The following is a 12,155-nucleotide window of genomic DNA, read 5'->3' on the forward strand; positions in this document are numbered from 1 at the left end:
NTGTTGATGACCGCACCGATGCCGGTGGTGACGCCGCAGCCGATATAGCAGATCTTGTCGAAGGGCGCGTCGGGATTGACCTTGGCCAGCGCAATCTCCGGCAGSACCGTGAAATTGGCGAAGGTCGAGCAGCCCATATAGTGGAAGATCTTGTCCTTGCCGATGGAAAAGCGCGAGGTGCCGTCCGGCATCAGGCCTTGGCCCTGGGTGGCGCGGATCGAGGTGCAGAGATTGGTCTTGCGCGACAGGCAGGAATAACATTCCCGGCATTCCGGCGTATAGAGCGGAATGACATGGTCGCCCTTCTTCAGCGACGTGACGCCCGGGCCGACATCGACGACGACGCCGGCACCCTCATGGCCGAGGATGGCCGGAAAGATGCCTTCCGGATCAGCACCCGACAAAGTGAATTCGTCCGTATGGCAGATGCCGGTCGCCTTCACCTCGACCAGAACCTCGCCGGCCCGCGGGCCCTCGAGCTGAACGGTCATGATAACGGCAACCGCCGCGCGTACGTCCATGTCTGTCTCCTTGGTCTTTCAAATATCGGGATGCGGCCGCCCGGCCGGCATCCGGTCAGTGTTTTGGCTGGTCCACCAGCAGGGCCCAGAAAGCAAACAGCGGCTTTTCCCCTGAGCGCATGGTGTGCTTGATCCCCGGCGGATTATAAAAGGAGCCGCCGATTCCGGGCGAGAACCAGTCGCTATCGCCGTGCCTGAACTCGCCTTCGGACAGGACGAGATAGGTTTCCTCAGGCGAATGGTCATGGTCGGGATACCGCACGCCCGGCGCCATCAATGTCGCACCGAACCACAGATCCCTGCGATCTTCGAAGCCGCCCGGCCCGATGATCATCGTATTGGCGTGGCTCTCGGCAAAATTTTCGCTCGCCGAACCGTCATTGCTCGTCCTCGGCTTCCATTCAAGCATGGGCTCGAGCGCCTTGAACCGTTCGATCAGGACATCCAGCGTCGGCTGTCCGGTCTTTGTCGCCAGAGCACCTTCGAGATAGCGATCGCAGACGGGAAGGCGCCTTGCAATATCGGGACGGGCCGGCTCCGGTATCTCCAGATTTGCAGATATCTGCTTCAGCGAGCGGCGAGCGCTCTCATCCCCGGCACATTGATCGAAGGCCGTAAATGCCGCGTCGATGAAGCCCTGCAGGAGGTCGTTTCGCACCATGATAGTCCCTCGTTCTTGAAAAGCGGAGCGGCGGGCCAGGCCGCCGCCATCGTCAGAGATCCTTGGCCAGCCGCAGCGCATCATAGATCGCCGCATGGGTATTGCGCGCGGCCACGGCATCGCCGATCCGGAAGAGCTGGTAGGTGCCGGCCGGATTGCGATCCACGGTTTGCGGCGCGCCGGTAAGCAGCTCGTCATAGGAGACTTCGCCGAGATTTCTCGATCCGGGTTTCAATTCGAAATAAAGGTCGTCCAGCGGGATGGTGCCGTGATTGACGACGATCTGATCGACCACCTGCTGCCTGGCGACGCCGCCATAGTCGCTGCCGACATGGGCGATGATCTGGTTGCCGCTCTTTTCGGCAGCATCCAGCCGATAGGTGACGGTGAAGGTCACGTCGAGCTTCTGCAGCGAGCGCATATAGGGAACGAGGTTCATCGCCATGACTTCCGGCGCAAAGGAGCGGTCGGGGGTCATGATCTCGACCTTTGCACCGGCCTTGGCCAGGGTTTCCGCCGCCTGCAGGCCGGCATGGTCGCCGGCATCGTCGAAGACCAGTACATTGGTGCCGGGCTTCACATCACCCGAAATGATGTCCCAGGACGACACGACCAGGTCGTTGCCCCTGGACAGGACCTCCGTATGCGGCAGGCCGCCCGTCGCGATGATGACGACATCCGGTTTTTCGGCCGCGATCATATCGGCCTCGGCCCAGCTGTTGAAATGGAAGGTGACGCCGAGCTTCTGACACTGGCTCATGCGCCAGTCGATGATGCCGATCATTTCGCGCCGGCGTTCGTTCTGCGCGGTGAGCCGGATCTGGCCGCCGGGATTGTTCGCTGCCTCGAAGACCACAACCTCATGGCCGCGCTCGGCCGCGACGCGCGCCGCCTCGAGGCCGGCCGGGCCGGCACCGACGATGACGATTTTCCTGCGCAGATCCGCCTTGGGGATGCTGTGCGGCATGGTCTCCTCGCGGCCGGTTGCCGCATTGTGGATGCAGAAGGCCATCCCGCCCTGGTAGATGCGGTCGAGACAGTAATTGGCGCCGACACAGGGACGGATATCGTCCTCGCGCTTTTCGATGATCTTGCGCAGGATATGCGGGTCGGTCATGTGGGCGCGGGTCATGCCGATCATGTCGACCTTGCCGGTCGCGATGGCATGACGTGCGGTGGCGACATCCTGGATCTTCGCCGCATGGAAGGTCGGAAATTTCGTTGCGGCGCGAACATCGCCGGCAAAATCCAGATGCGGTGCGCTCGCCATGCCCTGGATCGGAATGACGTCGGTCAGGCCGGCATCCGTGTCGATATGACCGCGAATGACATTCAGATAGTCGATCAGGCCGCTGTCCCGCAACCGCCTGGAAATCTCGATGCCTTCGGCCTTTCCGGTCCCGCCGGGAAGACATTCGTCGGCGGTGTAGCGGACGCCCAGGATGAAATCTTCGCCAACCCGCTCGCGCATCGCCCTGAACACATCGAAACAGAAGCGCATGCGGTTATCGAGAGAGCCGCCATAGGGGCCGTCGAGTTCATTCGTCAGCGGCGAAGTGAACTGGTCGATCAGGTGACCATAGGCCTCCAGCTCGACCCCATCCATGCCACCCGCCTTCATGCGTTCCGCGGCGTCGGCAAAATCCTTGATGATGCGCTGGATATCCCAGTCTTCCAGTTTCTTCGGGAAGGCGCGATGCGAGGCTTCGCGATGGTGGGAGGGCGCGACGACCGGCAGCCAGTCCCCCTTGTCCCAGCGCGTACGGCGCCCGAGATGCGTCAGCTGGATCATGATGGCTGCGCCCTGCTCATGGACGGCGTCGGTCATTTCCCGCAGCCACGGGACGATCTCGTCCTTGTAGGCGAGCAGATTATTGAAGACCGGAGGGCTGTCTTTCGAAACGGCGGCAGAGCCGGCCGTCATGGTCATCGCCACGCCGCCTTTGGCCCGCTCCACGGTATAGGCCCGATAGCGCTCCTTCGGCATTCCGTCATCCGGATAGGCCGGTTCGTGCGAGGTCACGATGATGCGGTTGCGAAGTGTCAAATGCTTCAGTTTATAGGGCTGAAGCAGGGGATCGTTCGACATGCGACTGGCTCCGGTCTGGGGATTTTCTCCGCTAGGCTAAGCGGGAATGTACACATATGTCAACGCTCAAAAACAGGAGAGTTTTGAGTATCGACATCGATGTACATTTTTACTTGTCATCCCCGAATTGACTTGTTAGGAATTATTCATGGAACAGGCGGTGATGGACAACGGCTGGCGTGGATCTCATGAAGGGTGGCTTGAGGCAGCCTATGATGCCCTGCTCGAATCCGGCGTGGATTCGGTCAAGATCCTGCCGCTGGCAAAGAGACTGAACCTTTCCCGCACCAGCTTCTACTGGTTCTTCAAGGACAGGGAAGAACTCCTGGGCGCGCTGATCACGCTCTGGCGAGAGAAGAATACCGGCAACATCGTCAAGCAGTCTGAAGCCTATGCGGAATCGCTCGCGGAGGCGATGCTGAACGTTTTCGACTGCTGGCTGAACAAGGACCTGTTCGACTCCCAGTTCGAGTTCGCGGTCCGCAGTTGGGCATTACAATCGTCGGACATTCTCGCCGAGGTTCAACTCGCGGACCAGACACGCCTGGAAGCGCTGGGCCGGATGTTCCAGCGCTTCGGTTGCGACGAGACCGCCGCCGACGTCCGCGCGCGCACCACCTATCTGGTCCAGATCGGATATATCTCGATGCAGTCCAGCGAGGAACTCGCCATCCGCATGAAGCGGATTCCCGAATATATAGAGATCTACACCGGCCAGGCGCCGCTGCAGAGGGAGCTCGACCGCTTCTTCTCCCGGCATGGCTACAAACCCGATTGAGAGAAAGTTGGATATGGGCGGTCCTTTGAGGATTGGGATAATCGGAGGCGCCGGCTGGCTCGGCGGGGCAATTGCCGATGCCATGCTCGACGCGGGCATCGTGCAAGCCGAAAACCTGACCCTCTCCTACCGCACGCAGCGTCCGGACCGTTTGCCGAACTGCGTCTGGACAACGGACAACCAGGCCCTTGCGGATCGCTCCGACGTGATCTTTCTCTCCGTCCGCCCCGCCGACTGGCATGGCCTGGCGGTCGATGCGGCGGGTAAACTCCTTGTCTCCGTCATGGCCGGCATTCGCCTGGATGCGCTTTGCCGGCATCACCAGACCCTTCGTGTCGTCCGTTCCTTGCCGAATGCGGCCGCCGAAGTGGGAAAATCCTACACGCCCTGGATCGCCACCGCCGACGTTACCGAGGACGACAGGGCCATCGTGCGGGCGGTCTTCGACGCCTGTGGCACGCAGGACGAGGTCCCCGGTGAAGCAGAGATCGATTATCTCACCGGCCTGTCTGGCTCCGGACCGGCATTTCCGGCACTTTTGGCCGCCGCGATGATGAAGGACGCCGTTTCGCACGGCCTTGATCCCGTCATTGCCCGGCGAGCCGTCAACACTCTCATCATGGGTGCCGGCCGCCTTTTCGAACAGCGAAACGAATGCCCTTCCGACATTGTCGAAACATTTCTCGACTATCGCGGCACGACTGCCGCCGCGATCGAAGCAATGCGAAATGCAGGGTTTGAAGCAGCCGTCGCAAATGGACTAGCGACCGCGTTCAAGAAATCGGTAAGTATGGGAGACGCCTCCTAACGGCCGTTGGAGCGGGAATATGCGGCATCCCGCTTTGAAGCATCGCCGCAAGAAGAAAGAAGAGGGAACGAAAATGAAGAAACTGCTTGCATCTACCTGCCTGATGTTCGGCGTCCTTGGCGGAGCGTCGATCGCCAGTGCGGCGGATTGCGGTGATGTCTCGATCGCCAGCATGAACTGGCAGAGCGCCGAAGTCCTTTCGAACCTTGATAAATTCATTCTGAACGAGGGATACGGCTGCAACGCCGAGATCACCATCGGCGATACCGTTCCGACGATCACGTCGATGGCCGAAAAGGGCCAGCCCGACATCGCGCCGGAAGCCTGGATCGACCTGCTGCCGGACGTCGTCAAGAAGGGCACGGAAGAAGGCCGCATCATCCAGGTCGGCTCGCCGCTGCCTGATGGCGGCAACCAGGGCTGGTGGATTCCGAAATATACTGCGGAAGCCCATCCGGACATCAAGACGATCCCCGACCTCCTGAAGCACCCGGAGCTTTTCCCGGACGAGGAAGATTCGAGCAAGGGCGCGATCTTCAACGGCCCGCAGGGCTGGGGCGGAACGGTCGTTACCTCGCAGCTCTTCAAGGCATATGAAGGCGAGAAGGCGGGCTTCAAGCTCGTCGATACGGGTTCTGCTGCCGGTCTCGATGGTTCGATCGCCAAGGCTTACGAGCGCAAGGAAGACTTCGCCACCTATTACTGGGCCCCGACGGCGCTTCTCGGCAAATATCCGATGGTGCAGTTAAAGGCCGGCGTAGAGAATGACGCGGCCGAATGGAAGCGTTGCAATACCGTTGCCGACTGCCCCGACCCGAAGCCGAATGCCTGGCCGGTGGACACGATCGTAACGCTCGTCGCAAAGCCCTTCTCCGAGCGGGTTGGGACCGACGTGATGGACTATCTGACGAAACGTTCCTGGACGAACGAAACCGTCAACAAGCTGATGGCATGGATGACCGACAACCAGGCCAGCGGCGAGGATGGCGCCAAGCAGTTCCTCCAGGAAAACCCTGACCTGTGGAAGCAGTGGGTTTCCCCGGAAGCCGCCACGAAGATCGAAGCGGCTCTCTGACGCTTTCGACCCGACCGTCTTGTGCGATGCGCGAAAGCGCATCGCACTTTCCAAAGCCGAGCAACAAAAATAACCGCCGGCTTTTTCTCGTAGGGGGAACAGAATGGACTGGTTTTATAAATTCCCGCATATGAACGACGACGCTCTTCGCAGCCTCAAGAAGGCCATTGACGAAGGCTTTCGCGCTTTCACCCGCAGTTATGGCGATACGATCGAATTTCTCTTTTCCCCCTTGCAGCATTTCCTGATTGCTGCGGACCGGTTCATGACGCAGACGCCATGGCCCATTATCATACTCCTGATCGCCGCGATCGCATGGGCTGCAACGAGAAACCTGCGCATTGTGGGCGGCTGTTTCGTGACATTGCTGCTGATCGGCTATTTCGACATGTGGGACGACACGATGCGAACGATCGCCATGATCTTCGTCTGCACCGTTCTCTCCATCGCGATCGGCATTCCGATCGGCATTCTCATGTCCCGTTCCAATCGCGTCCAGCGAGTGATCAATCCGATCCTCGACGTCATGCAGACGATGCCGAGCTTCGTCTACCTGATCCCCGTCGTCATGCTTCTCGGCATCGGCAAGGTGCCCGGCCTGATCGCCGTCGTCATCTATGCGATTCCTCCGATGATCCGGCTTACCGACCTCGGCATCCGCCTCGTCGACCGGGACGTTCTTGAAGCTGCCGATGCATTCGGCGCGTCTGGCAAGCAGAAGCTCTTCAAGGTGCAGTTGCCGCTCGCCCTTCCCACCATCATGGCCGGGATCAACCAGACGATCATGATGGCGCTCGCCATGGTCGTGATCGCCTCGATGATCGGCGTGCAGGGGCTGGGCCAGCCGGTACTCAAGGCAATCGCCAACCAGTATTTCACGCTCGGCATGTTCAACGGCCTTGCCATCGTCGGCATCGCCATCATCTTCGACCGGGTCAGCCAGGCTTATGGCAAACGGCTCCAGAAGCATCGGGAGATCGTCCATGGCTGAGCATGCATTCGGCGGCATCAAGATCCGCGAACTCTACAAGATCTTCGGCCCCAACGCCGCGGCACACATCGAATCCGTCAAGAACGGACTGACCAAGACGGAGCTGAACGAGAAACACGGCCATGTTCTCGGGCTGCGGGATATCAATATCGAAATCCCCTCGGGTCGCATCCAGGTGATCATGGGGCTTTCCGGCTCCGGCAAGTCCACGCTTATCCGACATATCAATCGCCTGATCGATCCGACGTCCGGCGAAGTCCTTGTCGACGGCGTGGATGTGGTGAAGATGTCGGAGACGGATCTTCGCGAATTCCGGCGCCAGCAGACGGCGATGGTGTTCCAGAAATTCGCTCTTCTTCCCCATCGCAACGTCCTCGACAACACGGTCTTCGGCCTCGAGGTGCAAGGCTTGCCGCAGTCGGTCCGCGCCGATACCGCGATGAGGTGGCTGGAGCAGGTCGGCCTCAAGGGCTTCGAACAGAAATATCCCAATCAGTTGTCGGGCGGCATGCAACAGCGTGTCGGCCTTGCACGGGCGCTGGCCAATGATGCGCCCGTTCTCCTGATGGACGAGGCCTATTCGGCGCTCGATCCGCTAATCCGCTCAGACATGCAGACGATTCTTCTGGACCTCCAGAAGGAAATCAAGAAGACCATCGTCTTCATCACCCATGACCTGGACGAGGCGTTGCGGTTGGGAGACCAGATCGCCATCCTGCGCGACGGCGAGGTCATCCAGCAGGGCACCAGCCAGGACATCGTCCTGCGCCCTGCGGATGATTATGTGGCGAATTTCGTGAAGGATGTGAACCGCGGCCGCGTCGTGCATGTCGAGGCCGTCATGCAGCCACTGGCTGGCCACGCCGCTCCATCAGGGCCGACGATTGCTGCCGGAACCACGATCGAGGAAGCCGTCCGCTTGCTCGTTTCCGGGCCTGAGAAGGACGTGACCGTCGTTGATCCTACCGGCAAGCCGCTCGGCGTGGTGACGCTCCGTCAGCTTGCGGGCGCAATCGTGAGCGCTCACGGCACCACCTCTCCTTCGGCCGCAGCGCCGGCCATGGCGGGCTAGCGAGGGGCATCGGAAAGATCAAGCCTGACAGGTCACTCGACCCATAGCAGCCCGCCAGCAACCAGGCCCTTCAGGTGGCGATCGACCGAAATCCGGTCTTCGCAGGTGTGGAAGCGGCCAAGGCAATGGTCGCTGAGGGCAACGAGGTCGCGATATTTCGGCGAGGTCGGCAGCTTGGCTGCTGCGATCAGCCGGGGGATCAGGAAAGTGGCGTCTTCGGGCTGGTCGAGGCCCGAGAAGTCGATCGGCGTGTCATAGGCGTGGACGGCGTAATAGGTCTCGTAGATTTTCGAGCGCAGGTCCGTGAGCAGATTTTCCGGCGAACTCGAAAGCACCATGTCGCGCGTCGCAACGGATTGATGGTCGCCGAACTCCATGACCAGGGTTCCGCGCGGGCCGGGCTCTGCTTTTCTCTTCCCGAGGAAGGCCTGCAGATCCTGCCGCGCAAGCGCGATACGGCGCATATATTCGTTGAGGTCCGCCGACTTGTTGTAGTGCGACGCAGGCTCTTTCGGCTCCGGCAGGAGAACGGATTCATAGGGTGCATGCGTGAACATGGTTTGAATGGCAATGAAGAGAGGGCGGCCGTCTTCCTTCCGATGCTTTTCGATCAGCGCGTTCACATAGTCGAAATACACCTTGTCGCGGACGCTCATCGGCTCGTGGCCGGTCGTCTCGGCACCGAATACCTCCTGAAAGCCGATGGATTTCAGGAACGGACCTTCGTTGAACGCAATCGTCGGCATCGGCATGACGGTGATGGTGCGGTATCCGCATCGCGCCAGAACTTCGGGCAGTGCGCCCTTGATTCTTCCGTCTAGCACGCGGGTGACATAAGCGGCCTGCCAGCCGAAATCGGCGCTGGAAAGGCTCGTCAGGACCGTGAAATTCGTCATCCATGTGCCACCACCAACCGTCTCGACATAGAGCGGCTTGATGGTGCCGTCGTCCGACCGGTAACTGTCCGTCACGGCTTTCGGGAATGAAAGCTCAGGAAAAACCAGCGGCGATGACTGGCTTTCCGAAAGGATCATCATGAAATCCGGCTTGCTGCGATCCGCACCGCAATCGGCCGTGTTCGCCATGGCCACCGAGCCGTCGATATGGTCGAACTTTCTTGCAAGCGGAACCCAGCCGATCATGTCGGGCACATTGGCGAAGGACAGCGGGAACGCGGAGGCGTTATAGCCCGCGACATAGGGCAGAAAGTCGGCCTCGCGCGGATCATGAGAAGGATGGGCGGCGTAGGCGGTGGCAAAGGCCACGACGAAGGCTGGCGCACCAGCGCGCCAGCGGAAGCGCAAGGGACGCTCGCGGCGATAGAGAAATGTCAGGCAACCGATGGCGATCGCAACAGCCAGAAGCGAGAGGACACCGATGGAAGTATAGTTCGCCAGCAGGAATTTCACCGTGGCGGCATCGGTTCCGGTGAAGACGAAGTCAAAGAGATGCAGCGCCAACCCCTTGAGGCGGAACTTTACCGCGGAGACGATGGCCAGCAGAATGACGATCGTTCCAGCCGTGTAGAGTGAGAAGACGACGCGTTTGGTGGCGAGGAAAACAATGGCCGAAAAGGCGAATGTGAAGGCGAACGTATAGGGCATGAAGCGCCAGCGCGTATCGAAATAGCGAACCAGCAGAAAATAGGCCACCGCGCCAACGACGAGCGCGACCGCCTCGAAACTGAAAAGCACTTTTCGGTTGAACATCGCTCAGGATCCGGCTGACATAAAACTGTCATACGGCAACAGCTTTGACGATGGATTAAAGCATTTGCTAAAATGCAATCTAACCGTGGTTCCAGCCGAACAACCGCTTGAAAACTGCACCATTCAGAAGCAGATCGAACTTCCGATAGCTTGATCCTCCGACCGTGGTCGAACACCGCCCGACCAAGCGATCAAGCCATAACATGCCCGTCAGTATGCGCTTTCATAGGCCGCGCAGATTTCGGCCTGGGTCTTGCCGGCCAGATAGGCGATCTCGCCTTCCTTGTGCTTGACATAGACATCCGCGAAGCCCTCCGGGAACCAGTCGCAGACCGTCCGGTTTTCCTTGAAGCGCAGAAGTGCCGCCTCGAGCGTCTGCGGCAGGCGGACATAGCCACGGGCGGCGAGAGCCTCCATGCCAAGCAGCGACAGATCCTCCTGCGTCGCCTCCGGCACGTCCAGGCCCTCTTCGATGCCCTGCACGCCGGCGTGGACGATGGCGGCAAGCGCCAGATGCGGGTTGGCGGCACCGTCGGCGGCGCGGAACTCGAAATTGAACTGGGCGGCGCGGGCGATATCGCTGATATCCGATACCGGGCAGATGCGAACGGAGGCCTCGCGATCGCGAAAACCGAGATTGTTGAAGGCAGCGCTCCAGCGATGCGGCGTAAGCCGCAGATAGGACACGACGCTCGGCGCTGTGATAGCGATGATGGAATCGAGATATTTCAGGATGCCTGCGACGAATTTGCCGGCGACATCGGAAAGCTCGTGCTTGCCATCCGGATCGTGGGTAACCGGATTTCCGGCCGCATCCAGCATGCTGATATGCACATGCACGCCGTTGCCGACGCCGGCCGGGTGGCGGATCGGCGTGAAGGTTGGATCATAGCCAAGCTCGCGCGCGACGAGGCCGACGAGTTCGCGGGTGATCAGCGAATGGTCGGCGATGGTGACGCCCTTCTGCGGGCCCATCGTGACTTCGAACTGGCCGGCGCCGAACTCCTTGAGGATCGTGTCGGGCGTGACGCCCGCCTCGCGCATGGCGGCGACGATCGCCTCGCAGAAATGCCGCTCCTCCTGGAAGCCGCCGAGCGTGAAAGCCTTGCCGACGTCCGAGACCAGATGCTTGATCTGGAACTCATGTTCGAAGGCACCGTAGAGGGTCACGCCCGCCACTCTTTGCAGACGCTCCAACGCTGCCTCGAGGATCGAGCGCGTGCAGAACTCCCAAGGCCTGCCGTCGGTATAGCGGATATTGCCGAGCACGAAGTTCTCGTTCGGCGCCCCTTCCTCGCTCTCGATGCTGACGCTGGTGGCCGGATCGGGGATGAGCACGAGATCGCCGAGCGAGCCGAACGGGCTTTCGGCAATGTTGTCGAAACAGGTGATCTGCACATTGGTCGGCGTCCAGCCGACGCCACGCCTCAGGCGCTTTTCCATCTGCGCCAGCGGAAAGGCCTTGCCGCGCACCTTGCCGGACAGGTCGCCACAGCAGGCGACCATCATTTCTTCACGTTTCATCTGCGTCCCCGTTGATCCTGTCCTGGTCATAGCCCGGCATCGCAAAGCGGATGCCGTCCCAATCCTTGATGCGTTTCTGCGTTGCTTCCCAATCGGTCTCCGAGACGCGCACGATCAGCGCCTCGACGAGCGCCATGGCAGCGATCACCGTATCCCAGGCCGTGCCGGCATCGATCGGAAGTGCGACGACATGATCGGCGCTGCGGGCGGCGGGCGACATCCACTTATCTGTAATGACGACGATCGTTGCGCCGCGCTCCCCGGCAATCGTCTCGGCAAGCCGCGAGAGGCTGTTCTGGTAGCGCCGGAAGTCAAAGAGCAGCACCACATCCTTCCTGCGCATCCGCAGCACGTGCTCCGGCCAGAATTCCGGATTGTCAGCCATATGGTAGATGCCGCTGCGGATCTGCCGGAGATGGGTCGACAGAAAGGAGGCGATGCTGTCGCTGACTCGCCCGCCAAGCAGGAAGATGTTGCGCGAGGGGTCGGCGAGCAGCGCCGCAAGACTGTCGAACTGCGCCTGCGACACCGTCTCCGTCATCTCCCGCAAAACGGTCGAGATGCGCGAGGCATATTCCGACAGGAATTCCGACTGGCCAACCGGCTTCTGGCTGGATTTGAGGTCGAGCGGCGAGCGCTGGCCCTCCTTGAGTTCGGCAATCAGTTGCCGCTGCAGGTCCTGAAAGCCGCTACAGCCGATCTTGCTGACGAAGCGGGTGATCGAGGGCGCGCTGACGCCGGTCTTCGCCGCCAGTTCCTGGATGCTTTCAAGGCCGGTGAAGGGATAATCGGCGAGAATGGCATTGGCGATCTTGCGTTCGCTGGCCGTCAGCTGCGCTGCGGCCTCGCGTATCCTCGTACGGATCGTCGATGATTTACCATCGGTCATCGGATTTCGTTCCCTTTGTTGCGGCGGATATTTGCTCC

General features: G+C 60.5%; 10 protein-coding genes and 1 pseudogene. 5 read left to right on the forward strand and 6 right to left on the reverse strand.

Annotated elements, in window-relative coordinates; genetic code table 11:
* Position 1: 1 nt before the first annotated feature.
* The 3 genes and pseudogenes from ASD31_RS27140 to ASD31_RS24505 all read right to left on the reverse strand — a co-directional run.
* Positions 2-521 (reverse strand): annotated as a pseudogene (locus ASD31_RS27140) (alcohol dehydrogenase catalytic domain-containing protein); the annotation flags it as partial.
* 55 nt (positions 522-576) lie between these two features.
* Entirely contained in the window at positions 577-1,182 is a 606-nt protein-coding gene (locus tag ASD31_RS24500; RefSeq protein ID WP_413813833.1) for a dimethylsulfonioproprionate lyase family protein, read from the reverse strand.
* Positions 1,183-1,234: 52 nt separating this feature from the next.
* Positions 1,235-3,271: an NADH:flavin oxidoreductase gene (locus ASD31_RS24505; protein ID WP_056340372.1), complete on the reverse strand. Its 2,037-nt coding sequence runs from the start codon at positions 3,269-3,271 to the stop codon at positions 1,235-1,237.
* 148 nt (positions 3,272-3,419) lie between these two features.
* Between ASD31_RS24505 and ASD31_RS24510 the strand changes: the two genes are divergently transcribed.
* From ASD31_RS24510 to ASD31_RS24530, 5 genes are all read left to right on the forward strand, one after another.
* The gene (locus ASD31_RS24510; RefSeq protein WP_056340375.1) at positions 3,420-4,049 is read left to right on the forward strand and encodes a TetR/AcrR family transcriptional regulator; all 630 of its coding nucleotides are present in this window, start codon (positions 3,420-3,422) and stop codon (positions 4,047-4,049) included.
* A gap of 13 nt (positions 4,050-4,062) precedes the next feature.
* Positions 4,063-4,857 carry a pyrroline-5-carboxylate reductase family protein gene (locus ASD31_RS24515; protein ID WP_056340378.1) on the forward strand — a complete coding sequence of 265 codons (795 nt, stop codon included), beginning with the start codon at positions 4,063-4,065 and terminating at the stop codon, positions 4,855-4,857.
* Positions 4,858-4,930: 73 nt separating this feature from the next.
* A complete protein-coding gene (locus tag ASD31_RS24520) occupies positions 4,931-5,932 on the forward strand; it encodes an ABC transporter substrate-binding protein (protein WP_056340742.1) in 1,002 nt (333 codons plus the stop codon).
* A gap of 103 nt (positions 5,933-6,035) precedes the next feature.
* Entirely contained in the window at positions 6,036-6,923 is an 888-nt protein-coding gene (locus ASD31_RS24525; RefSeq protein WP_056340382.1) for an ABC transporter permease, read from the forward strand.
* Positions 6,916-7,995 (forward strand): quaternary amine ABC transporter ATP-binding protein, encoded by a 1,080-nt coding sequence (locus ASD31_RS24530; RefSeq protein ID WP_056340390.1) that lies wholly within the window; start codon positions 6,916-6,918, stop codon positions 7,993-7,995. Before ASD31_RS24525 ends, ASD31_RS24530 begins: the two co-directional genes overlap by 8 nt.
* 32 nt (positions 7,996-8,027) lie before the next feature.
* On the opposite strand, the gene ASD31_RS24535 is transcribed toward ASD31_RS24530, so the two are convergent.
* The 3 genes from ASD31_RS24535 to ASD31_RS24545 form a co-directional block, all read right to left on the reverse strand.
* Entirely contained in the window at positions 8,028-9,704 is a 1,677-nt protein-coding gene (locus ASD31_RS24535) for a sulfatase-like hydrolase/transferase (protein ID WP_056340395.1), read from the reverse strand.
* A 210-nt stretch (positions 9,705-9,914) separates the two neighbouring features.
* Complete coding sequence (locus tag ASD31_RS24540) at positions 9,915-11,228, reverse strand: glutamine synthetase family protein (RefSeq protein ID WP_156392794.1); 1,314 nt, start codon at positions 11,226-11,228, stop codon at positions 9,915-9,917.
* A complete protein-coding gene (locus ASD31_RS24545; RefSeq protein WP_056340398.1) occupies positions 11,218-12,117 on the reverse strand; it encodes a MurR/RpiR family transcriptional regulator in 900 nt (299 codons plus the stop codon). The genes ASD31_RS24540 and ASD31_RS24545 overlap by 11 nt, the downstream gene beginning before the upstream one ends.
* Positions 12,118-12,155: the final 38 nt, after the last annotated feature.

The sequence above is a fragment of the Rhizobium sp. Root482 genome (assembly GCF_001426565.1).
Taxonomy (GTDB): domain Bacteria; phylum Pseudomonadota; class Alphaproteobacteria; order Rhizobiales; family Rhizobiaceae; genus Pararhizobium.

Coding starts and splice junctions, on each gene's coding strand:
- ASD31_RS24525 (WP_056340382.1), top strand. CDS start 6,036: ATGGACTGGTTTTATAAATTCCCGCATATGAACGACGACGCTCTTCGC.
- ASD31_RS24515 (WP_056340378.1), top strand. CDS start 4,063: ATGGGCGGTCCTTTGAGGATTGGGATAATCGGAGGCGCCGGCTGGCTC.
- ASD31_RS24520 (WP_056340742.1), top strand. CDS start 4,931: ATGAAGAAACTGCTTGCATCTACCTGCCTGATGTTCGGCGTCCTTGGC.
- ASD31_RS24535 (WP_056340395.1), bottom strand. CDS start 9,704: ATGTTCAACCGAAAAGTGCTTTTCAGTTTCGAGGCGGTCGCGCTCGTC.
- ASD31_RS24505 (WP_056340372.1), bottom strand. CDS start 3,271: ATGTCGAACGATCCCCTGCTTCAGCCCTATAAACTGAAGCATTTGACA.
- ASD31_RS24540 (WP_156392794.1), bottom strand. CDS start 11,228: ATGAAACGTGAAGAAATGATGGTCGCCTGCTGTGGCGACCTGTCCGGC.
- ASD31_RS24510 (WP_056340375.1), top strand. CDS start 3,420: ATGGAACAGGCGGTGATGGACAACGGCTGGCGTGGATCTCATGAAGGG.
- ASD31_RS24545 (WP_056340398.1), bottom strand. CDS start 12,117: ATGACCGATGGTAAATCATCGACGATCCGTACGAGGATACGCGAGGCC.
- ASD31_RS24530 (WP_056340390.1), top strand. CDS start 6,916: ATGGCTGAGCATGCATTCGGCGGCATCAAGATCCGCGAACTCTACAAG.
- ASD31_RS24500 (WP_413813833.1), bottom strand. CDS start 1,182: ATGGTGCGAAACGACCTCCTGCAGGGCTTCATCGACGCGGCATTTACG.